Origin of the sequence: Streptomyces albipurpureus (genome assembly GCF_023701525.1) — a bacterium.
Taxonomy (GTDB): Bacteria; Actinomycetota; Actinomycetes; order Streptomycetales; family Streptomycetaceae; genus Streptomyces; species Streptomyces albipurpureus.
The window spans coordinates 27,112-48,198 of the sequence record NZ_JAMQAW010000083.1; the positions used below are offsets into that span (position 1 = coordinate 27,112).

Sequence of the window (21,087 nt, forward strand, 5' to 3'; positions counted from 1 at the left end):
GCCGGGCAGCTACATCCAGGTCGTCGGCTCCCGCGAGGAGGCCGAACGGCTGTCCCGCTCGCGCTACCACAACATCCAGGCCCTCGGCGCACAGCGGGCGCTGGACGAACTGCGGACGCGTTACCCCGGGCTGCGCCTGGACGGCGCGAGCCCGGGCGGCCGGCTCCCGGCCGATGCGCTCCCGGAGGATCCGGACGCGGTGTTCGCGGCCTTCGGCTCGCGCTATCTGCCGCTGTGGGACCTCGCCCGTACCCCCGGGCAGACCGCTGCGGAGTTCGCCGCGGAGGTGCTCGCCCTCAGCGAGCACGCCAGCTTCATCGGCACCCCCGAGCAGATCGGGGACGAACTGCGCCGCTGGTACGACGACGGTGGAGTCGACGGATTCCAGACGATCCTCGGCAATGACTTCGAGGCGCTCTGCGAACGCGTCATCCCCCGCTTCCGTGGCGACGACGCACGCGGCGCCCACGGGGGAGCGCAGCCCTACCCGGTGAACCGGCCGGCCCACCGGACCGCCTGAGGTGATCCCGCCCCACGTTTTGACCAGAGGGCCGCGTCTCCGCTCAGGGGTGCGCCGCATCCGTCGCCGCGCGCTGACCCACCCACCCCGTGCGGAACAGCCCTCTGCAGAGCAGGTCTCACGGAGCAGGAGAGGCAATCACGCATGACCGAACAGCAGCGGGCGCCGGACTCCGGCACCCCCACCTTCAGCCCGTCCGACACCACGCGCCGCACCGCCCTGTGGAGACGCCGTCTCTTCGAAGCCGAGGCGGGGCTGACCCGGTTCCTGGTCGAGGCCCGAGCCGGCGTGCACATGCAGGAACTCCTCCTCGTCAAGCAGGCCATCTTCGAGTCGCTGCCCGAAGGCGAGGAGGAGAACGACTGGAAGGCGGCGTTCTTCCGCGGGCAGGCCCTGATGGAGGAGTTCGTCGTGGCGCACTTCGGCCTCGACGACCTCGCCGCCTGGGCCGAGTCGAACAGCACGATCTACGCGGCCGTCGACCCGGGCCCCAAGCACGACGCCGCCGTCCCCCTGGAGCGGCTCAACGCCCAGGCCGACCTCTACGACTCCGACACCGAGTGGGTCGAGCACGGCGCCGATCGCTCGGTCCTGCGGATACGGCACTGCGCCATCTGGGACTACCGCGAACTCGCCCGGAAGCGCGGAGTCACCATCACCCTGGGATCCCCCTGCGAGTACTGCGTCCCCGCCACCACCGGAATGATCACCAACAAGGGTCTCAGCGCCACCCACGAGCTGACCGAGGACCAGAGCGGCAAGGGATGCGTCTGGACCACATCGCGCAATGTCTCCCGGCCCGCCGAAGGCCACCGCGCCGTTTCCGAAGGATAGCCACCATGACCGGACACACCGCACACACCGGAGTTGACTCCAACGCGCTGGGGGAGACGGACCGGGACCGCTTCAGCGGACTCCCCGCCCGCCAGCAGCCCGACTGGCCCGACCGCGAGGCGCTGCGCGAAACCCTGGCCGCGCTCCCGCCGGAGGACCTCGTGAGCCGTGCGTCGGTGGCCGAGCTGAAGCGCGAACTGGCAAACCTCGACGCCGGTGGCGGGCTGATCCTGCAACTCGGCGACTGCGTCGAGAACATCGAGACCGATGTGAACGCCAACACCCGCAACATGATCGCCTTCCTGACACACTTCCGGTCGCATCTGCGCACCCGTACCGGCCGGCACGTCGTCGGCGTCGGGCGGCTCGCGGGCCAGTACGCCAAGCCGCGCTCGCAGGACCACGAGACCGTGGACGGGATGACGCTGCCCAGCTTCCGCGGTCCCATCGTCAACTCGCACCATCCGACTCCGCAGGCGCGCCGGCCGTCACCGCACCGAGTCGCGCTGGCGCACGCCGCCGCGCAGACGTCCTACGCCGCGATAGCCGACTACCACCGGGCCACCGCGCACCTCGATCCGATCTGGACCAGTCATGAGATGCTCCTGCTGGACTACGAACTCCGGTATCTGCGCCGGAGCGAAGGCGACGGCCACCACCTCGCGACCGCCCACTGGCCGTGGATCGGAGCGCGCACCCGGCAGCTCGACGGGGCGCACATCGCCGTCGCGGCCACCCTCTCCAACCCGGTCAGTGTGAAGATCGGGCCGGACACCGCGCCGGACGAGGCGGCGGAGCTGGCGGCCGTCCTCAACCCGCGCGACGAACCAGGCAAGCTCACCTTCATCGCCCGGCTGGGCCACCAGAAGACGGACCGACTGGGGCCCATCGTGCGCGGTGTGCACCGGCGGGTCGAGCATGTGCACTGGATCAGCGACCCGATGCACGGCAACACCGTCCAGGGCGCTCACGGCTTCAAGACCCGCCATGTCGAGCACATCATCGCCGAGTTGACGCGGTTCCAGGAGATCGTCGTCGCCAACGGCCGGCGCCCCGCGGGACTCCATCTGGAGGCGACGCCCGAGGACGTGTACGAGTGCACCGAGAACTCCCACGAGCCACAGGACCCGGCCCGCTACCGGACGCTGCTGGACCCCCGCCTCAACCCCGAGCAGACGGCGCGCGTGCTGAGCCACTGGTCCGTGTGATCCGACGCAAGCCCCGATGTGGAGCACCCATGACACGTTCACTCCTCGAACTCGAAGAACTCGACGATGCCGCGACCGTCGACCCGGAAGAGTATCTGCGGGCCGCCCTGCGCTGGCACTTCTCGGAAGACACCGGGTCCCGGCTCTGGCTGGAGCTCGCGGGCAAGCTGGACTTCGACCCCCTCGCCGACATCCGTTCCTACGACGATCTCGCCAGGTTCCCCGACATCGCCGAGCACCTGCGGGACAGGCCGGTCGAGGACCTCGTACCGAGGGGGCTGGCCCATGAACCGCCCCCGTCGGTGTTCGAGACCGGCGGGACGACCGGGGCCCCCAAACGCCTCCTCTACACCGATCGCTGGATCAAGCGGGCCCTTCGCTGGAAGACGGCCGAACTGCGGGCGGCCGGATTCCCCGCCGGTCAACCGTGGCTGGTGGCGATGCCCTCGGGGCCGCACGCCTTCGGGCACACCACCCGCCTCCAAGCCAACGCCCTGGGCTCCGTCCTCCACACCGTCGACCTCGATCCGCGCTGGGTGAAGAAGCTGATCCTGTCGGGCGGCAGTCCCGACGCCTACCTCACCCACCTGACCGACCAACTCGGTCACATCATCCGCACCCAGAACATCGCCGCCATCACCATCACCCCGCCGATCTTCGCCGAACTGCTGCTGAACGACGAGCTGACCGAACGGCTCCGGCGCAGCCTCACCTACCTGGCCTTCGCCGGGGCGCATCTCGACGACGACACGCGCGACATCATCGCGGAGACCTTCCCCGGCACCGTCATCCAGAACATCTACGGCAGCACCATGGTCCTGACCACCGCCCGGGTGCGCCCAGGCACCGACCCCTCGGCCACCGTCTACGACGGCTACCCGCCCTTCGTCGTCTTCGCCGTCGTCGACCCCGAGACCCGCCGGCCCGTGGCGTACGGCGAACGGGGGCAGGTACGCATGACCCACCTCAGCAGCGGGGTGTTCATCCCCAACAACGTCGAGCGGGACTCGGTGATCCGCGTGCCCGCTCCCCAAGGGGCGATCGGTGACTCCCTCGGCTCGCCCCGGCCGCTCGCCGCGTTCGACGGGGAGCCGGTCATCGAGGGGGTGTACTGATGACGCCGACCGCGTCCGGCGCGGCCGAGGAGGACGATCGCCTCGCGCTCCCGCTGCTGACCCACCGCGGCGAGCTCACCACCCGTGCCCGCGAGGTCCTGTACGGAGTCGACGGGCGCCCGCTCGCCTCCCTCTCGCTCGCGCCCGACCTGCTCGTCTCGCAGAGCGTCCAGGCCCAGGGGCGGGCCGAACCGCTGCCCGCCGAGGAGCGCGCGGAGCGCCTCGCCCAGGCGTCGCGGCGCTTCCTGGACGACGTCCTGGGCGGGCTCTCGTTCGACGAGCACCTCGCGTACGTCAACCGGGCCTCCGGGCACAACGCGCGGCTCACCGAGGAGCTGAGCCGGGCCGTCGCGGTGGCCATCGCCGAGGCCCCGGCGCGGGTCGACCGGGCCCGGCCGAACGGCTCGGCCCGCTCCTGGCGGGAGGCCGCCGACGGAGCCGGGAGCGGAGTGTGGACACGGCGCGGCGAAACCCTCGCGGCCGTGCTCTCGGGCAACGCGCCCACCATCCAGAACGGTTGGCTGCAGGCGCTCGCCCTCGGGTACCGCGTCGCGGTGCGGCCCTCCCGCCGCGAACCGTTCACCGCCCGCCGGGTGATCCTGGCGCTGCGGGCGGCCGGCTTCCCCGACACCAGCGCCGTGTACCTACCGACGACGCACGCCGGAGTGCCGACCCTGCTGCGCCGCGCCGACCTCGGGTTCGCTTACGGCGGGGCCGATGTCGCGGCCCGCTACGGCTCCACCGCGACGGTCAAGGTCGGCGGCCCGGGCCGGTCCAAGACACTGGTGACCCGGGGCCACCTCACCCCCGCCACCCTCGACGCCGTCGCGAACTCGGTCGCGGCGCTGTCGGGCGCGGCCTGTGTGAACACCACGGCCGTACTCGTCGAGGGCGACCACCGGCGGTTCGCCCGCGACCTCGCCGACGTGCTCCGCGGCAGGGCCGGCGAACGGCAGACCACCCGGCAGCACCTCGGGCCCCGGGTGACCCGGGAGTCGGCGGACGAACTGCTCGGTCATCTGGAGCGGAGCGCGTCCCACGCGATCGCGGAGATACCGCTCAAGGAGGTGGCGACAGCGCATCCGGACGGCGGGGTGGTGCTCGGTCCCGCGGTCTTCACCGTCGAGGATCCCCGGGACCGGCTCCTCGGCACCGAGCTGCCGTTCCCCTGTGTCTTCGTCGCGCCCTGGACGGCGGCGGACGGGGTCGGTCCGCTGCACGACTCCCTGGTGGTCAACGCGATCACCGAGGACGCGGACCTCGTCGGCGCGCTGCTGCGGGCTCCGAGCGTGGGGAATGTGCACGTCAATGTGGAGACCGTGCACAGCGACGGCAACCTCCCGCACGAGGACTACATCGGCGACTTCCTGATGCGGAACAAGGCGGTCGTGTCCCTCTGACGGGCGAGGGACATCGGCGTCCCGTCGGACGGTCGCGGCACCGCAAGCGTCCCCGCCCCACCGCCACGCGCGGTGGGGCGGGGACGGCCGCACGAGGTGTCCGCCCCGGCTCCCTACCGGGACCGGCCGGCTCCCTGCTCCTGCCGCTGGGAGCCCAGTGCCGGCAGAACCGTCTCCGCCACCCGGTAGGCCTCCTCCAGCAGGGGGTTGCCCGACAGGATGAACGTGTCGACGCCGAGGGACTCGTACTCCGCGAGTCGCTCCACGACCTGAGCGGTGGAGCCCACGACCGCCGTGCCGGGGCCAGGCCGGAACAGGCTCATGCCCGGCCAGATGCTGCGGTGCTCCTCCAGGTCGCGGGCGCGTGCGGGGATCCGGCCGCCGTGCCGGAACTGGCGTTGCCAGCCGACGCCGTCCTCGGTGGCCTTCACCCCGAGTTGCCGGGCGTAGGTCGCGTCGCTGGTGACCTCCAGCAGACGGTCGGCCGCGGCCCAGGCCGCGTCCTCGGTGTCCCGGACGATCAGATGGACCCGCAGCCCGATCCGCAGGACCCGTCCGTACGCGGCGGCCCGTTCGCGTACCCGGTCGAGTTTCTCCTTCAGCAGGTGCGGCGGCTCGGCCCAGGTGAGGTACACGTCCACGTGTTCGGCGGCCATCTCGATCCCGGCGGGGGAGGAGCCGCCGAACCACAGGGGGATGTGCGGTTCCTGGACGGGGGCGAGTTCACGCAGTCCCGCGCCCGCGTCCCGCAGGTCGTAGTAGCGGCCCTTGTGGTCGAACACCTCGCCCGCGGTCAGCCGTTTCACGATCGACCAGTACTCGGCGCTCAGTGCGTACCGTTCGTCATGCTCGACGTGCAGCCCGTACTCGCGCAGGGACGCGGTGGAGCCGTTGACGACATTGAACCGCAGCCGCCCGCCGAACAGGGTGTCGAACGTCAGCGCCATCTTGGCGAGCAGGGTCGGTGCGATCAGTCCGGGGTGGACGGCCAGCAGCGGTTTGAACCCGGGCCCGGTCGCCGCGGCGAGGGCGCTGCCCAGCGGCCATACGTCGTGAAGGTCGGTGGCCAGCAGCGCGCCGCTGTACCCGAGTCTGTCCACGGTCCCCGCGAGTTGCTGGAGATAGCCCAGGTCCACGGGTCGGCGGCCCTCGGGTTCCCAGGGATAGGCGCCTTCGCGGGGGATGATGTACCAGAGGAAATCGGAGGTCATCGATCAGCCCGCCGTACGCGCGACGGCGTGTGCGGTGGTGACCGGGCGGGACAGGAATCCCGCCCGGTGCAGGATGTCGGCGGCCTCCTGCTGCTCCGCCAGGAACGCCTCGGTGACCGGTTCGACGCGCCAGGGCAGGGCGGCGAGGGCACTCTCCCAGTCGTCGGTGGCGCCCCCGAGGTCGCCGGCGGCGATCCTGGCTGCTTCGCGGGGGTGCGCGGCGGCCCAGTCGTCGGCCTGCTGGAGGGCGGTGACCAGGGCGGCGACGATCTCGGGGCGTCGCTCGGCGAAGTCGCGGCGGGCGAAGAAGACGGAGCGGTCCGCGATGACGTCGCCGGAGCGCAGCAGGACGCGGGCGTCACCGGTCCGCAGGGCGGCGGCGAGGTCGGCGCCCTGGGTGATCCAGCCGGTGACCGTGCCGTCCGCGAGGAGCCGGGCGCTGTCCGGTCCGGCGGCGGCGGGGGTGATGTCGGTGCCGTAGGAGAGTCCGGCCGAGTGGAGTGCCTTGGCGAGCAGATGGGTCTGCCAGGACCCGATGCCGAGATGGACGGTGCCGCCCTTGAGTCCCGTGATGTCGTGGACCGGTCCGTCCGCTGCGACCAGCAGGGCGCCGTGGTCGGGTCGGGGCGCCGAGACGGCGGTGTAGACGATGTCGTGGCCGTCGGCCTGTGCGCTGATCGGCGGGGTGGAGCCGGTGCCGCCGAAGTCGAACACCCCCTCGCCCAGCAGGGCGCCGGTGGTGACTCCGTTGGTGTAGTGGTGGAAGGCGACACTCTCACCGAGGGGCGCGAGGGCCCGCTGCGCGTGGTCGAGCCGGGAGAGATAGGTCAGGGTCGGGTTGTTGGCGTGGACGCCGATGGTGACGGTCATGACAGGGTCGCTCCAGTGGGTGCGGGTGTGGGTGCGGGTGCGGTTGCGGGTGATTCGGGTTCGGGGGACGCCGGGTCCTGGGTGTCCTGGTGCACACCGAGGTCGCCGAGGAGACGGCGGCGCAGTGCCGCGAAGGCGGGGTGCGCCGGGTCGCGGGGATGGCCGATGCCGACCGGTGCGTCGGTGACGAGACGTCCGTCGCGCAGCACCGCCACCCGGTCCGCGAGCCGGACGGCCTCGTCGACGTCATGGGTGACCAGCAGCACGGCGGGCCGGTGACGGCGGCACAGTTCGCCCACGAGGTCCTGCATCCGCAGCCGGGTCAGCGCGTCGAGCGCGGCGAACGGTTCGTCCAGCAGCAGGAGTTCGGGACGGCGCACCAGGGCGCGGGCGAGGGCGACCCGCTGTGCCTCGCCGCCGGAGAGGGTGCCGGGCCAGGCGTCGGCGTGTGAGTCGAGTCCGACCTCGCGCAGTGCCCGTAGCCCGGTCTCCCGGGTGGCGGCGCCGCGCGGCATGGCGACGACGGTGTTGGCGAGTACCTTCTTGGAAGGGACGAGCCGGGGCTCCTGGAAGACGATGGTGCGGACCTCGGGTACCAGCACCTCGCCGCCGTCGGAGCGGTCGAGGGCGCCGAGGATACGCAGGAGAGTCGTCTTGCCGCTGCCGCTGGCACCGAGCAGGGCGACGAACTCCCCCCGGGCGATGGTCAGATCGAGCCCGTCGAGGACGGCCCGCTCGCCGAACACCCGGCGCAGTCCACGGACCCGGACGGCGGTGTCGGTCATCGGACCGACCCCAGCCCGCGCCAGGGCATCAGGAACCGCTCCAGGAGCCGGACGAGGCCGTCGGCGGTGAGTCCGAGCAGGGCGTACACGAGGATGCACACCGCGAGGACATCGGTCCGGGCGTAGGCCTGGGCCTGGGACATCAGATAGCCGATGCCCGCGGTGGCGTTGATCTCCTCGGCGGCGACCAGCGCGATCACGCTCAGGGTCATGGACAGACGCAGCCCGGAGAGCAGCGACGGCAGCGCGCCGGGCAGCACGACCTCGCGGACGAGGGCGAGCCTGCCCATCCCGAAGGACCGCATCGCCTCCAGGAGTTTGCGGTCGGTTCCCCGCACCCCGCCGGCGGTGCTGACGTACATGGGAAACGTCGTCGCGAACGCGATCAACAGGATCTTCGCCGTCTCGGTGATCCCGAACCACACCATGAACAGGGGGACCAGGGCGAGGAAGGGGATCGTGCGCATCGCCTGGAGGGAGGAGTCGAGGAGTTCGTCGCCTGATCTGCTGAAGCCGGTGACGACTCCGAGCACGACGCCCGCGACCAGTCCCAGCACCAGCCCGGTGCCGGAGCGGGTGAGTGAGGCGGCGAGGGCGTCGGGCAGTTCGCCGCTGCCCCACAGTTCGCCCACCGCGCGGACGACGTCGGGGGGTCCGGCGAGGATGTCGGGGGTGAGCAGCCCGGTGGCGGACGCGGTCCACCAGGTGCCGATCAGCAGCAGCGGGCCCAGTGCCCGTACGGTGAGGGAGACGGGCCTTGGCCTGTCCGCGGGCAGATCGGGCCGCGGGGTGACGAGCTTCCCGGCCGGCCGGGTCGCGGTGCTCATCCCAGGGCCTCGGCGTCAAGGATGTGCGGCTTGATGTCGACCGGCTTGCTGAGCACCTTCTGGTCGAGGTAGAAGCGCGCCACGGACTCGAAGCGCGTGATGTCATCGGCCGCGATCGGCTCGACGGTCCCGCCCTCGCGCAGGATGCGGAGCTGGAGCTCCCGGGCAGCGCCGGTGACCGCGGTCGGGCCGCGGTCGGTGAAGACGTTGACGTACTTCTCAGGGGCGGCCTTCTGGGCCGCGCTGCCGGTGCGGAGGTAGTCGTAGAGGGCTTTCACCACCTTGGGGTGCTTCTCGGCGAAGCCGGTGCGCACGGCGTGGAAGCTGTAGTTGTCGGAGCCGACGGCGGCTCCGTCGGCGACGAAGCGGGAGTCGCCGCTGCCCAGTTCCGCGACGGAGTAGGCCGCCCAGGAGGCCCAGGCGTCCACCTGACCGGTCTTGTAGACGGAGGCGGTCTGGTCGGGACGCAAGTAGACGCGCTCCACCTTGTCGGCGGGGACGCCGTGCCGGGCGAGCGCCTTGAGGAGGAGGTACTCGCCGGTGCCGCCCCGGTTGACGGCGACCTTGCGTCCGGCGAGGTCCTTGACGCTGCCGATCCCGGAGTCCTTGCGGACGAGGATGCCCTCCCCGGCACCGTCCGGGGTGGTGGCGCCGAAGAGCTTGAACCCGGGTTTCTGGGTGAGGGCGGTGACGCCGGAGGTGATGGACCCGGTGGCGATGTCCAGTTGGTCGGCGTTGAGTGCCTGGGCGGCGGGGGCGAACGGCCCGGTGCTGCCGGTCCATTCGACGCGGGCCCCGGCCTTGGCGAGTGCCTTGCCGAGGCTGCCGTCCTTCTTACCGAGGGCGAGGACACCGGCGTTCTTCGGATCGGGGATGCGGACGACGACGGTGTCCTCGCCCGCCGCGGTGTCCCCCGCGGCGGAGCCGCACGCGGTGAGGGGGAGGAGAACGGCGGTGGCGGCGGCGAGGGCGGCGGCGGAGCGCGCGGCTCGGCGGGTCAGGGGATTCACTTGCGGTCCTCGGTGATGTCGGTGATGTCAGTGGTTGAGGGGCTGGGGGTGAGGTCGGCCGCCCGCCGGAGGGGTTCGGGGGCGACCCACTCCCGTACGTCGACGGGTTCGGCGAGGAACCCGTGGGCGCGCAGGGCGTGTTCCTGCCGGGCGAGCAGGTCGAGGCGTTCGCCGGACAGGTCGATCCGCAGATCGCGGTGGCCGCGCGCTCGATAGGCGCCGGCCACGCCCGTGGCACCCGCGCCGGTCTCCCGGCTCAGCACCCGGGCGAGGTCGTCGGGGTGGCCGGCGGCCCAGTCCGCCGCCCGCACGAGGACCGCGAGGAAACGGGCGACCAGCTCGGGGTGGTCCTCCAGCAGGCTCTCGCGGACGGTGATCGGACGGGGGGTGCCGTTGTTGACACGGGTGCGTCGGTCGGGGTGGTCGTCGAGCTCGACGGCGATCCGCGCGCCGGAGCGGGCGGCGGCCTCGACGGCGGTGGCCCCCTTGGCGTACACCGCGTCGACCAACCCGGCTCGCAGGGCGTCCAGTTCGGCCGACCACTGGTCCGCGTGGGCCTCGGCCGGCACGTCGACGGGAACGGTGTCGGCGAGGGTCAGCCCGGCGCTGGACAGCGCGCCCTCGAAGCCGCGCAGGGCCATCGCCCGCCAGAAGTCGATCGGCAGCGGATGCCGGGGGACGGCGAGCCGTCTGCCCTTCAGGTCCCCGGCCCCCTCGATGGCGGAGTCGGCCGCGACGAGCACGACCTGGCGTTCCTCGATCCAGGTGAGGCCGATGAGACGGGTGGGTTCACCGCGCGACCGGGTCCACAGGGCGGGGACATTGCCGCCTTCGCGGAACAGGCCGTCCAGTGCGTGGGTGTAGTGGTGGTCGCGGGCGGTGGTGGCGGGTGCGTTCTGGAGGGAGGCGACGGTGATTCCGTCGGGGCCGAACTCGTCGGCCAGCCAGCCGAGATCGGCGGCGATCCCGGTAGCGGTGGGCACGGGGCAGCGGGTGAACCACAGGGTGGCGGGCAGTGTGGAGTGCGTCATGGGCCCTTCTCGGCCAGGGAGACGGTGGTGACCGCCGTACGGATCGACGGACGGACGTCCGGGGGTACGGAGGTGCGGTGATCGGTGGGGTACCGGGGATGCGTGGATACGTCGTGGTGCGGCGCGCCGGAACGGCAGGTGTCAGCGGGGTGCCGCCCGTTTCGGCGCGTGCTTCGGCTCGGGGAACGTCACACGGTGGGACGGGGGAGCGGGGGCGGTTTCGGCGCTGGGCCGGGGTCCGCGGTCAGCGACAGCCGGAGCTGGCGACCCGGACCAGGTCGATGTGGCGACGGCTGCTGAGCGCAGGCGTCACCAAGGGCACCAGGGCGGTGAAGGTCCGGCGGACGGTCACGGCGGTGCTCCTCTCGACAAGCGACGGGATCGGTGCGGCGACTCTCGCACGGCCCTTGCCCCACGGACAAGTTGCTTCCCACATCGTGGGACATCCGGCTATCTGTTCATCTCCCGCACACACGGTCCGAGCCCTTGATGCCCCTACGGCCAGCAGGACACGGTGAGTTGACCCGGCCGCCGAGTCAGGGAAGGCTGCCACATCATGGGAACCTCACCCGACGACACCCCGACCGTGCCACCTCCCGCCCGGCGCTCACGGGCCGCCGCGCCACCGGTGGACCCCGTTGTCGACCCTGGGCGTACGGCCGCGACAGCCCCGGCCGCCCCCACCGGATCGCAGGCCGTGAGCCGGGCACTCGGAGTCCTGAACTGCTTCCGTGACAACGGAACCCCGCTGAGCGCCTCGGACATCGCGCGCCGCACATCACTGTCGGTCTCGACGGCCCACCGGCTGGCCAGGACCCTGGTGGCGGCCGGATTCCTCGAACAGGACGCCCATACCGCCCGCTACCGGCTGGGCCCCGCCGTCACCGAACTCGGCCAACTCTCCTACCACCAGCGGGGACTGCACCTCGCCGTCCCGGAACTCGCCGACCTCGCGGCACGCACCGGGGCCACCGCCGACCTCGCCCTCCGGGACGGCGTCCACGCGCTGATCCTCGTCGGCGGTTCGGTACGCCACGACACCGGCATCGGACTGCGTCGGCCGCTGCATTCCACCGCGCTCGGCAAGATCCTGCTCGCCTGGCCCGGCGACGATCCTGACCCGGTCGGAGCCCTGCCCGGGCTGGCCGCCTTCACGGACCGCACCATCGTCGACCCGCACGCCCTGCGCGCCGAACTCGACCAGGTGCGCGAGCGGGGCCATGCCGTCAACGACGGCGAGTCGGCACACGGTGTCCGCACCGTGGCGGTCCCGGTGTTCGACCACACCGAACGGGCCCGCTTCGCCCTCGCGCTACGCGCGACCCCGGCCGTGCTCACGGACGACCGGCTGTCCTGGTTCGCGGGCCAGGCGCTGGCCTGCGCCGCCGCACTGGAGGTACTGCTCCTGCCGCCGGCCCAACGCCGCGCCGCCGCCCGGCCATGAGCCGACGGCTACGCCGCCCGGACAGCGCGGAACCGCGCCGGTACGGGCGGCGGTCATTCTCGGCACGCACAGCCGGCGCCTGGGGCCCGTACGCACACGCGTACCGCGATCAGAGGCCCGTGTGTCCACCACGCACGGACGCGGTGAAACGCCGTCGCAGCATCCGGACCGTGGTTGACGAGAAGCGCGATGTACTGCTCAATTGGTCGTATGACTGCCGATCAGCGTCTGGTCACCCGTGATCACATCGACTTCGGCCGGGTGTGGTCCGCGGCGTGTTGTGGCTGAGGCGGCAGCGAGCCATCCGCCCGGCTCCTCCTCCCCGGTAACCCCGTTGCGGGCCGGTTCCCGTCCTCGCGGCACCCTCGTACGCACGCGCTGAGCAACCAGTGGGTCCGCGTACGGACGGTCCAGCCAGACGCGCTCGCGCTGCCGCCGCCCGATCGCGCCCGAGGTCCCGCCCCGGCGTCGTCCCACCCGTTCAGCTACCTGTTCCCAAGCCCTGAGGCACCGTCATACCCGACTGCCGAGGGCTGCTCCGCCGTACCCGGGTGCTGTCCGCGGCACGGCCTCCGAGGATCTGAGGAAAGGCCATCTCCCATGCCAGTGGGGTTCCTTGGCGCCGCCACCGACGACGGCTTCGCAACGGCCCCGCGCTCCGCGCTGGCAGAAACCCCGTCCGCCCGGGGTGGTCGGACCCCGTCAGATCAGGCCGGGCCCAGCCGGCTCCTGTCGGACCCAGCCCCACCCGCCCGCACAGGGCGGACCGCGCTGCTCCGGCGAGGCCCCCCCCCGTAGCTCCCGTACCGTCGTGCCGCGCGGCGAATCCCACCTCACCCCACACTCCCGAAGGGCCCACCATGGCCACCGTCCTGTCCGTCTCCGGAAGTCCCTCCGCCACCTCTCGTACCGCGCATCTGCTCCGTCATCTGGACGAGCGGCTCACGGACCAGGGGCACGAGGTGATCTCGCTGGATGTCCGCACCCTTCCCGCCGAGGCACTGCTCGGCGCCGACTTCAGCCACCCGGCGATCGCCGCGGCGACCGCGCTCTTCGACCGCGCCGAGGGAGTCGTCATCGGCACGCCCGTCTACAAGGCCGCCTACTCCGGGGTGCTGAAGGCCCTGCTGGACCTCTTGCCGCAGCACGCCCTGGCCGGTAAGACCGTCCTGCCGCTGGCGACCGGCGGGACCACGACGCATGTCCTGGCGATCGACTACGCCCTGCGCCCGGTGCTCAGCTCCATGGGCGCCGGACACATCGTCCAGGGCTGGTTCACACTCGACAAGGACATCGCGGTGGGCGACGACGGAGTCGTGACCGTGGCACGGGACACGGCCGAGTCCCTCGCACGGGTCGTGGACCGGTTCTCCGAGGCTCTGGGCGGGCGAACCGCCCTCCTGGCGGGCGTCGGCGGCCCGCCGTGACCGTCGGCGGTGAACGGCGGACCACGGGCCGGATCCGGGCGGCGCGAGGTGTGGGAACCGAGCCGCGCGGCCACAGCGAGCGGGGCGGCTTCACCGGCGCAGTCGCCCGGTCCGGCGACCTGCCAGACCGGTCCGCGCCCCGTCGTCGTCGCGAAACGCCCGCGGGGCCGCTCATTGCGCGGGGAGGGCACGCGGGCAACCAGACCCTGTTGGCCCGCCGCCCCTGAGAGACAGCTCGCCGGGCCGCGACCGCACCATGGATCGGGCTCCGGCTGGTGAAGGTGCCCGGGCGGCGGAGGCTCCTGTATGACCTGAACCCGACCGGTGCCCTCGACCGGGAATCGACGCGTCCGGCTGAGTGCCCCGTCGTCGGACGGGTTCACCGCGTCTGAGCCGGAGCGGTCCCGCGTCATCTATGGGCCGTCGGCAGGACGCGCATGCGGGTCGGCGGGGCCATGAGGAGGGTGCCGATCAGGGGGCGGTCGGTGACCGGGCCCGCGTGCTCAAGGTGCCAGCGGCTGAGGACGGCGGCCACGGCGACCGTGGCCTCGATGACGCCGAAGACATCGCCGATGCATTTGCGGCGGCCGACTCCGAAGCCGAAGAACGCCTGGCGCTGTGCGGGCGTGACCTGCTCGGGGCTCCAGCGCTCGGGGACGAAGGCTTCCGGGTCCGGGAAGAGTTCCGGGTCGCGGTGGAGCGCGTAGGGGCTGTAGAACACATCGGCGCCGGCGGGGATGTGCCCTTCGCTCCACTGGACGTCGGCGGTGGTGGATCTGCTGACGATCCAGCCGGCCGGGTACAGGCGCACGGTCTCGGTGATGACCTGCTGGGTGTAGGGCAGGTCGGGGAGGTCACTGTGATCAGGCGGGCGTCCGCCGAGTGCCGCGGTGATCTCCGCCAGGAGTCTCCGGCGGATGTGGGGGTGGCGATCGAGTAGGCGCAGCAGCCATACGAGGGTGGCGGCGGTGGTTTCCACCCCTCCCATGAGGATGGTGACGACCTGGTCGTAGATGGCCTGCTGGGGGTCGGCTTCCTTCTCGCAGGCGGTGATCACCATGGAGAGCAGGTCCCCGTAGTCGGTCGTCGTCGAGCGGTAGTGGGAGACGACCTGGTCGAGGACGTGGCGGGTGAGCCGCATCTGCCGGTCGAACCGACGGTTGACCGGCAGCGGGATGCGGGGGAAGAGCCTGCTCGGGATCACCATGCGCCAGTACAGGCCCCGCAGGACCTCCGGGAGGGCTCGGGCGATCTGCGCCGCCGCGGGTCTGGCCTCCACGGCCGAGATCAGGGTCCGGGAGGTGACCTTGGAGGTGATCCGATGCATCTCCTCGTTGAGGTCGATGACCCGCCCGGGCCGCCAGGAGCCGGTGACCTCCGCCACGCAGTCCTGCATGATTCCGGTGTATCGAGAGAGCTGGGCCGGGTGGAACGCGGGTTGCATCAGGGGGCGTTGGCGGGCGTGGTCGGCGGCCGGGCAGGTGGCCAGGCCGTTGCCGAGGAAGAGTCGGGACTTCTCGATGAGAGGTCCGCCCTTGTCGAAGAGCCTCTGGTCGGCGAGGTGGAGCCGGCGCACCAGATCGGGCCGCGTCACCACGTACGCGGGACGGTTCCCCAGCCGGATGCGCACGACGGGGCCGTGATCGCTCAGCCGGTGGAAGAAGGCCAACGGATCGGGTGCGAGCCGGGGCACGTGGCCCAGGAGCGGCCATGCCCCGGGGACAACGGGGCACGGGGGGACGGGCGTTTCCATACTGTCCTCGTGGAGTGGTCGGGCTGTGCGCGGGCGGTCGTCGACTGGCGCCGGGCTGCGGATCGGGCTCAGGCGGCGGGGCAGGCGGTTCGCGCGCGTGGGGTGAGCGTCAGGTGGTGGGGGCGGACGGTGGTGCTGGCGACGGGTCTCACCGGGCGGTTGCGGTGGGGGTGGAGATCCCAGCGGCCGGCGATCTCGGCGACGGTGAGGAGCATCGCGGTCCAGGAGAAGTTCTCACCGAGACACTGGCGGCTGCCGAGCCCGAAGGGGAGATAGGACGAGCGGGGCACGGCGAGTGCGTTCGGCAGCCAGCGATCCGGGTCGAAGCGCTGCGGGTCCGGGAAGACGGCAGGGTCGTGGTGGACGATGTACTGGCTGTAGGCGACATTGGCGTGCGCGGGAATCAGGTAGCCGCCCAGGTCGACCGGTGCGGTGGTCCAGCGGGTGAAGAGATAACCGGGCCCGTGATGGCGCATGGTCTCGGTGAGGACGCGGCGGGTGTACTCCAGGGATGCCAGATCGGCGTGGGCAGGCGACCGGCCCCAACACGCCGCGTCCACCTCGCTCTGCACCCGCCGCTGGATCCCCGGGTTCCGGCTGATCTCGTGCAGCGCCCACGCGAGGGCGGTTCCCGGCGCTTCGCCGGTGGTGCCCAGCATGGTGACGGCCTCGTCCACGATCTGAGCGTCGGTCATCCCCTCACCTGTGTCGGGGTCCCGTGCCGCCAGCATGGCCTGGAAGACCCCTCCCACCGTCCCCGGATTCTCTCGACCCTCGCGGATGAGGGAGCCGACGATCCCCCGAAGCCGGGCCAGGGCGCGGTCGAACTCCCGGTTGGCGGTGACCATGACCCGGTTCGCCCAGGACGGTGCGACCGTCTTGCGCATGACCCCTTTCATCAGGGTCCGCAGCAGCCGGTAGAACTCCTCTTCCCTCGGCGCGGGGAGCGTGGGCCCGAACAGGGTCTTCAGGAACGCGGCCACCATGATCCGGTCCATTTCAGCGGCGGCTTCGAAGGGGGCACCGTCCCGCCAGCCGGAGACACGCCCCCGGACGGCATCCGCCAACACATCGGAATGGGCCGTGATGTACGACCGGTTGAACAACGGCTGAAGAATGCGCCGTTGACGCAGGTGCCCCGCACCGTTGATCGTGCCGACTCCATTGCCGAAGATCAGCGCGAGATTGTCACCCATGCGGCCTCCGGTCTCGAAGTAGCGGGATTCGGAGGTGAGTACTCTGCGTGTCAGTTCGGGATCGGTGACCATATACACCGGCAGCGTTCCGATGTTGATACGGACGACGCCTCCATAGGAACGGAGGGAGTCCAGGAATGGAAGGGTGTGGCGCCAGAGTTGGTAGGCGTGCCCCAGGGCCGGGAGATTTCCCCGGGCCACGGGAATCAGACGTGGTGATTCCTGTGCGGTGGGTGCTGTCATGGTGCGGTCTCCTGCTCGCGGGGGGTGTTCTCGGTCGCATAGCGGCCGGACTGCTCGGCCCAGTCGTAGTCGCCCCGCATGACGGCTCGCAGAGCGTCGGCGAAGCGGTGGACCGACACGCGCCGCGCCTCCGTGAGGCGGAAGCTGTCGCACAGGCCGGTCAGTCCGGTTTCCAGAACCAGGAATCGTTCCGTGCGGGAGCGGATCATCCGGCGCATCTCCTCGACGGCCTCGGCGCGAGTGCACCCTTGCCGCTCCAAGATCAGCAGCAGATTGTGGATCTCCCCGCGGGCCTCCTCCTTCTCCACCGAGCAGAGATCGTTGTGGATGGTGTCCACTTCTGCCGCGATATGCCGCATCGCCGTCAGACGGCCGTCGGCGTAGACATGCTCAGGCACCTCGAAACCGCCGATCCGCTCGGCCAGGTCCACGGTCGGATAGACGCCGATGGTCTCCCGGCGCAGCAGTAGATGCTCCTCGACCGTGGGCATGAGGCCGAGCTGCCGGTGATTCGCCTCCAGGACGTAGCCGGAGAGATAGGTGCGCCAATGCTCCGCGGCGCGCTGACGCCACTGAGGGGACATACCGTCACAGCTCCGCCGCCATAGATCGGAGAACGCCCGGACCGCGGGGGGATCGGCGGGTGTCGCCGGGCGCCGCAGGACCTGGGTGACGCTTTCAACGAGGAGCCCAGCCCTGGCGGGGTCCTCACCATCCGGCCCGTCAAAGGTGTCGTCGAACAGGAAGAACCAGCTCATCAGGTCGACGCCGAGATCGAGTTCCTCGCCGACCGCGTCGGGATAGAAACGTGCCGCCAACTCCGCGTAGCGGGCTCCCGCATGCCTTCTGACGACCTCCTCGCCCTCCAGGAGGCCATGCGACCGCGGCCAGTGAAGGTGCTGATCCCTCGCGCGGTCGACATCACGACTGATCCGACGCGGGAACGGAATATGAAGATCGATACCTCTGGGCACGGCTTCTTCCTCACAGAGTGGTCGGCGTCGATCAACTCCGGACGGTCCCCGCGGACTCAGGCTCACCGGACGGCGACCCCAACGCCCCGCGTCCCGACGGCCTGCCCACGGGTGACACCAGATCTCCTGAACGGCACCTCCTGGCAGTCGGAGTCCGCAGCGAACCGACGCCCATACCGGAGGCGGCTCTGTGCCACTTCGTCTCAACGTCGCGTGAAGCGGCCTTCCCTCTGGGTGCTCGACGGCCGGAGCCACTCCCTGTTCTGGCGATATGGGCGCCACGGAGAAAGGAGAATCCGGGGACCGCCGGTCAGCAGATCCTCGAATACGCGTGGGCTGGATATATGTACGAACAACGAAGGGATTCCTTATGTACTGAGCCGCTTGCCGGTCACAGTCCCGCGACCTATCCAGAATGCGCTGGCCGCCGTTTTCGGTAAATGCTTGCCAGTCCGGATAAGTTGCGCCAGAGTCCTTCCATGGGTGCACCGCCGTATCTGGGATCGACCAATCCTGACCAGCTCACCCGCACCCTCAAGGTCACCGGTGCCCGCTGCGTACTCGCTCGCGGTCTCACCGCCGGGGGAGCCTGGGCCCTGAGGTTTCCGGCCCCCGGCAGACTCAAGGTCCACGCCGTGTTGCGCGGCGTCACCTGGCTGACGGTCGACGGCGACGAGCGACCGGTGTTGCTGGAGACGGGGGATGTGGTGGCCTTCAGCGGAGGTCTGCCCTACGTCCTGGCCGCCGATCCGTCCGTGCCCCCGCAGGACGCACTGGCACTGCTGGGGACCTCCCCCCACCTCTCCGCCCACGCCGGGGACGAGGGCATCATCGAAGTGTTATCGATCGGGGCCCATTTCGAACTGAACACCGCGGGCGAGGACTTGCTGCTCCAGGTGTTGCCCCCGGTGATTCACCTGCCCCGTGACGGTCAGGAGGCACCCACGCTGTGCTGGCTCCTCGAACAGGTGCTGTGCGAAATGAGCTCCGACCGTCCAGGGGGGAACTATGTGACCGAGCACCTCTCCCAACTGGTCTTCGCCCACGTCCTGCGCGCCTATCTCGCCCGGAGCGAGTCCTATCCCGCCGGCTGGCTCCGCGCCCTCGCCGACGAACGCATCGCCCCGGCCCTGCACCTGATGCACACCGATCCCGGCCGGGCCTGGCAGCTGACCGAACTCGCCCGGGCGGCGGCCATGTCCCGCAGCGCCTTCGCCGGAGCCTTCACCTCCGTCGCAGGCGTACCACCGCTCACCTACCTCCACCAATGGCGCATGCGCCTGGCCGAACAGGCCCTGCTGGATGACGACACACCGCTGTCGGAACTGGCGCTCTCCCTCGGCTACGCCTCGGAGAGTGCCTTCAGCCACGCCTTCAAACGGGAGACCGGAGTCGCCCCCAAACGCTTCCGCGACGCGGCTCGCGCGCCACGGGACCGCGACGAAGTCGAACGATCGGTCGCCGCCGCCTTCGGAGGGGTGCCCCAACCCGGCGGGGAGCGCCTCCAGCCGGTGAACCACCCATCGCGGCAACGGCGCGGGCAGGACGGCTCGTAGCGTGTTCGCCGCCGTTCCGTTGCTGTGTTCCTTGGGCGCGTGGACCCCGGCGCGTACGGCCGAGGCGCTTCCGGATACCCATGGCGAGGTTGTTCCTTCTGCCTCTGCCGCAGTGCCGAGGGTGCCGTCCGCGCCGCTCGGACGGGTTGAGTCATCCGCCGGTTGCCGGGGTTTGGCGCGGGTGGGGGACGACGTGAAGTTGTGCGGGGCCGTTGAGGGAGAGCGAGGGGACCGGGAGCGGGGGCTGGTCGGGGTGGGCGAGGGCGAGGTGGGGGAAGCGCTCGAAGAGAGTGGTGAGGGCGATGCGGGTTTCCAGACGGGCGAGGTGGGCGCCGAGGCAGAAGTGAGGGCCGTGGCCGAAGGCGAGATGGTCCTTCCCGGCACGGGTGGGGTCGAAGGCGTCGGGGCGCTCGGGGTGAATCCCGGGATCGCGTCCGGCGGCGGCGAAGGCGATGATGACCGGCTCGCCCCTGCGGATGACAACGCCCTCGCCGAGGTCGATGTCCTCGATGGCGTAACGCATCGGGTGGTGCATGATCGGGCCGTTGTGGCGCAGCGTCTCCTCGATGACGTCGTCCCAGCCGATGGTGCCCAGACGGACGAGGGCGAGGTGTTCGGGTTGGGAGAGCAGGGCGTGGACGGCGCTGGTGATGAGGTTGACGGCGGTCTCGTATCCCGCCGCGAGCATGAGGAAGAGATGGTCGAGCAATTCCCCATCTGTCAGCGGCGCCTCCCCGTCCGCGGCCGGGGCCAGCAGATCACTGGTGAAGTCGGCACTCGGGTGTGCCTTCTTGTACGCCAGCAACTCGACCAGCCGGGTGTTGAGTTCGCCCAGGCGGGCCTGTCCCTGTTCGGGGTCGGCCGTGGTGTCCATCAGCGCGTCGATCGAGGCGCCGAGCCTTTCCCGTAGGAAGTCGGGGACCCCGAAGAGGTCGCAGATGACCGTCATGGTCAGGGGCAGGGAGAGCGCACGCCGGACATCGGTGCTCTCTCCGCGCTCCAGGGCGTCGAGTGCGTCGATCAGTCGGTCCGCGGTCGACTGGATCTGCGGCCGCAGCGCCTCAACCCGCCGGGGTGAGAACGACGGGGCCATCCGGCGGCGCAGCTTGCGGTGTTCCTCACCGTAGGCGTTCAGGAAGTTCTGCATGAGGCAGGAGACGGCGAGCGGCCAGCCCTGGGGTACGTCGGCGATGCCGGGCCAGTGCCGCCGCGGGTCACGGGAGACACGGGGGTCGCTGGTCAGCTTCTGGATGACGCTGTGGCGCGTGACCGACCAGGCGCGGACACCTCCCGGGAGTTCGACCGGTGTCGCCGGGCCCATGGCCCGCAGGGCGGCCGCCTCTGCGTGGGCGGCGCGGGCGGTGGGATCGATGACGGGGCACGGGGAGTCGGACAGAGCGGTCATAGGGTGGTCCTCTCGGCTGTTGTGCCTCGGGGCACGTGTCGCAGCGGCCTTCGCCGGATGCGGAAAGCCCCGAACCGAGCCGCCGGCCGTCGTGGCTCGTCGCGCTTGTCCCCACCTCTTTTACGCGCCGATCCGGAACCTGGCAACGGTGACGAATCCGCCACCCGCACATATGTGCGTTCATACTTCGAAAGCCGTATGTGTGTTCCCTGTCGGTGTGACCTTCTGTGCGGGGTCAGATCCAGATTCCCAGGTCCCTTCAGCGGCCGTCTCCTGAC

18 protein-coding genes and 1 pseudogene are annotated in these 21,087 nt (G+C 71.0%); 8 read left to right on the forward strand and 11 right to left on the reverse strand.

The annotated features are described in order from the left end of the window. The 5 genes and pseudogenes from NBG84_RS36305 to NBG84_RS36325 form a co-directional block, all read left to right on the forward strand. A pseudogene (locus NBG84_RS36305) lies at positions 1 to 520 on the forward strand (hypothetical protein); the annotation flags it as partial. Positions 521 to 664: 144 nt separating this feature from the next. After that, positions 665 to 1,354, forward strand: a complete 690-nt coding sequence (locus tag NBG84_RS36310) for a hypothetical protein (protein ID WP_250923966.1) — start codon at positions 665 to 667, stop codon at positions 1,352 to 1,354. Positions 1,355 to 1,359: 5 nt separating this feature from the next. Continuing rightward, entirely contained in the window at positions 1,360 to 2,562 is a 1,203-nt protein-coding gene (locus NBG84_RS36315) for a 3-deoxy-7-phosphoheptulonate synthase (RefSeq protein WP_250923967.1), read from the forward strand. A gap of 29 nt (positions 2,563 to 2,591) precedes the next feature. Next, positions 2,592 to 3,677, forward strand: coding sequence for an AMP-binding protein (locus NBG84_RS36320; RefSeq protein WP_250923968.1), 1,086 nt, complete (start codon positions 2,592 to 2,594; stop codon positions 3,675 to 3,677). Beyond that, a complete protein-coding gene (locus tag NBG84_RS36325; protein WP_250923969.1) occupies positions 3,677 to 5,077 on the forward strand; it encodes an aldehyde dehydrogenase family protein in 1,401 nt (466 codons plus the stop codon). The genes NBG84_RS36320 and NBG84_RS36325 overlap by 1 nt, the downstream gene beginning before the upstream one ends. Positions 5,078 to 5,190: 113 nt before the next feature. On the opposite strand, the gene NBG84_RS36330 is transcribed toward NBG84_RS36325, so the two are convergent. The 7 genes from NBG84_RS36330 to NBG84_RS41405 form a co-directional block, all read right to left on the reverse strand. After that, positions 5,191 to 6,288: an LLM class flavin-dependent oxidoreductase gene (locus NBG84_RS36330; RefSeq protein ID WP_250923970.1), complete on the reverse strand. Its 1,098-nt coding sequence runs from the start codon at positions 6,286 to 6,288 to the stop codon at positions 5,191 to 5,193. A 3-nt stretch (positions 6,289 to 6,291) separates the two neighbouring features. Continuing rightward, positions 6,292 to 7,158 carry an ABC transporter substrate-binding protein gene (locus NBG84_RS36335; protein ID WP_250923971.1) on the reverse strand — a complete coding sequence of 289 codons (867 nt, stop codon included), beginning with the start codon at positions 7,156 to 7,158 and terminating at the stop codon, positions 6,292 to 6,294. After that, a complete protein-coding gene (locus NBG84_RS36340) occupies positions 7,155 to 7,943 on the reverse strand; it encodes an ABC transporter ATP-binding protein (protein ID WP_250923972.1) in 789 nt (262 codons plus the stop codon). The genes NBG84_RS36335 and NBG84_RS36340 overlap by 4 nt, the downstream gene beginning before the upstream one ends. Then, positions 7,940 to 8,770: an ABC transporter permease gene (locus NBG84_RS36345; protein ID WP_250923973.1), complete on the reverse strand. Its 831-nt coding sequence runs from the start codon at positions 8,768 to 8,770 to the stop codon at positions 7,940 to 7,942. Before NBG84_RS36345 ends, NBG84_RS36340 begins: the two co-directional genes overlap by 4 nt. After that, entirely contained in the window at positions 8,767 to 9,780 is a 1,014-nt protein-coding gene (locus tag NBG84_RS36350; protein WP_250923974.1) for an NrtA/SsuA/CpmA family ABC transporter substrate-binding protein, read from the reverse strand. The genes NBG84_RS36345 and NBG84_RS36350 overlap by 4 nt, the downstream gene beginning before the upstream one ends. After that, entirely contained in the window at positions 9,777 to 10,811 is a 1,035-nt protein-coding gene (locus NBG84_RS36355) for an ABC transporter substrate-binding protein (protein ID WP_250923975.1), read from the reverse strand. The genes NBG84_RS36350 and NBG84_RS36355 overlap by 4 nt, the downstream gene beginning before the upstream one ends. A gap of 244 nt (positions 10,812 to 11,055) precedes the next feature. Further along, the gene (locus NBG84_RS41405) at positions 11,056 to 11,163 is read right to left on the reverse strand and encodes a putative leader peptide (protein WP_345780622.1); all 108 of its coding nucleotides are present in this window, start codon (positions 11,161 to 11,163) and stop codon (positions 11,056 to 11,058) included. Between the two features lie 345 nt (positions 11,164 to 11,508). Here NBG84_RS41405 and NBG84_RS36360 point away from each other — a divergent pair, with 345 nt between their 5' ends. Beyond that, a complete protein-coding gene (locus NBG84_RS36360; protein ID WP_250924038.1) occupies positions 11,509 to 12,255 on the forward strand; it encodes an IclR family transcriptional regulator in 747 nt (248 codons plus the stop codon). Between the two features lie 860 nt (positions 12,256 to 13,115). Beyond that, positions 13,116 to 13,682: an NADPH-dependent FMN reductase gene (gene ssuE / locus NBG84_RS36365; protein ID WP_250923976.1), complete on the forward strand. Its 567-nt coding sequence runs from the start codon at positions 13,116 to 13,118 to the stop codon at positions 13,680 to 13,682. Between the two features lie 409 nt (positions 13,683 to 14,091). On the opposite strand, the gene NBG84_RS36370 is transcribed toward ssuE, so the two are convergent. The 3 genes from NBG84_RS36370 to NBG84_RS36380 form a co-directional block, all read right to left on the reverse strand. Next, positions 14,092 to 15,435, reverse strand: coding sequence for a cytochrome P450 (locus NBG84_RS36370; RefSeq protein WP_285368708.1), 1,344 nt, complete (start codon positions 15,433 to 15,435; stop codon positions 14,092 to 14,094). Positions 15,436 to 15,503: 68 nt separating this feature from the next. Then, positions 15,504 to 16,874, reverse strand: coding sequence for a cytochrome P450 (locus tag NBG84_RS36375; protein WP_250923978.1), 1,371 nt, complete (start codon positions 16,872 to 16,874; stop codon positions 15,504 to 15,506). Further along, positions 16,871 to 17,848 (reverse strand): terpene synthase family protein, encoded by a 978-nt coding sequence (locus NBG84_RS36380; protein ID WP_250923979.1) that lies wholly within the window; start codon positions 17,846 to 17,848, stop codon positions 16,871 to 16,873. The genes NBG84_RS36375 and NBG84_RS36380 overlap by 4 nt, the downstream gene beginning before the upstream one ends. A gap of 479 nt (positions 17,849 to 18,327) precedes the next feature. On the opposite strand from NBG84_RS36380, the gene NBG84_RS36385 reads away from it, so the two are divergent. Further along, a complete protein-coding gene (locus NBG84_RS36385; protein WP_250923980.1) occupies positions 18,328 to 19,404 on the forward strand; it encodes an AraC family transcriptional regulator in 1,077 nt (358 codons plus the stop codon). Positions 19,405 to 19,555: 151 nt separating this feature from the next. Here NBG84_RS36385 and NBG84_RS36390 read toward each other — a convergent pair whose 3' ends face one another. Next, complete coding sequence (locus tag NBG84_RS36390) at positions 19,556 to 20,809, reverse strand: cytochrome P450 family protein (protein ID WP_250923981.1); 1,254 nt, start codon at positions 20,807 to 20,809, stop codon at positions 19,556 to 19,558. Positions 20,810 to 21,087 lie beyond the last annotated feature (278 nt).

Excerpts from the sequence above, each read along its gene's own strand:
- NBG84_RS36340 (WP_250923972.1), bottom strand. The coding sequence starts at position 7,943 with ATGACCGACACCGCCGTCCGGGTCCGTGGACTGCGCCGGGTGTTCGGC.
- ssuE (WP_250923976.1), top strand. The coding sequence starts at position 13,116 with ATGGCCACCGTCCTGTCCGTCTCCGGAAGTCCCTCCGCCACCTCTCGT.
- NBG84_RS36390 (WP_250923981.1), bottom strand. The coding sequence starts at position 20,809 with ATGACCGCTCTGTCCGACTCCCCGTGCCCCGTCATCGATCCCACCGCC.
- NBG84_RS36385 (WP_250923980.1), top strand. The coding sequence starts at position 18,328 with ATGGGTGCACCGCCGTATCTGGGATCGACCAATCCTGACCAGCTCACC.
- NBG84_RS36325 (WP_250923969.1), top strand. The coding sequence starts at position 3,677 with ATGACGCCGACCGCGTCCGGCGCGGCCGAGGAGGACGATCGCCTCGCG.
- NBG84_RS36355 (WP_250923975.1), bottom strand. The coding sequence starts at position 10,811 with ATGACGCACTCCACACTGCCCGCCACCCTGTGGTTCACCCGCTGCCCC.
- NBG84_RS36320 (WP_250923968.1), top strand. The coding sequence starts at position 2,592 with ATGACACGTTCACTCCTCGAACTCGAAGAACTCGACGATGCCGCGACC.
- NBG84_RS36375 (WP_250923978.1), bottom strand. The coding sequence starts at position 16,874 with ATGACAGCACCCACCGCACAGGAATCACCACGTCTGATTCCCGTGGCC.
- NBG84_RS36315 (WP_250923967.1), top strand. The coding sequence starts at position 1,360 with ATGACCGGACACACCGCACACACCGGAGTTGACTCCAACGCGCTGGGG.
- NBG84_RS36370 (WP_285368708.1), bottom strand. The coding sequence starts at position 15,435 with ATGGAAACGCCCGTCCCCCCGTGCCCCGTTGTCCCCGGGGCATGGCCG.
- NBG84_RS36310 (WP_250923966.1), top strand. The coding sequence starts at position 665 with ATGACCGAACAGCAGCGGGCGCCGGACTCCGGCACCCCCACCTTCAGC.
- NBG84_RS36345 (WP_250923973.1), bottom strand. The coding sequence starts at position 8,770 with ATGAGCACCGCGACCCGGCCGGCCGGGAAGCTCGTCACCCCGCGGCCC.
- NBG84_RS36330 (WP_250923970.1), bottom strand. The coding sequence starts at position 6,288 with ATGACCTCCGATTTCCTCTGGTACATCATCCCCCGCGAAGGCGCCTAT.
- NBG84_RS36335 (WP_250923971.1), bottom strand. The coding sequence starts at position 7,158 with ATGACCGTCACCATCGGCGTCCACGCCAACAACCCGACCCTGACCTAT.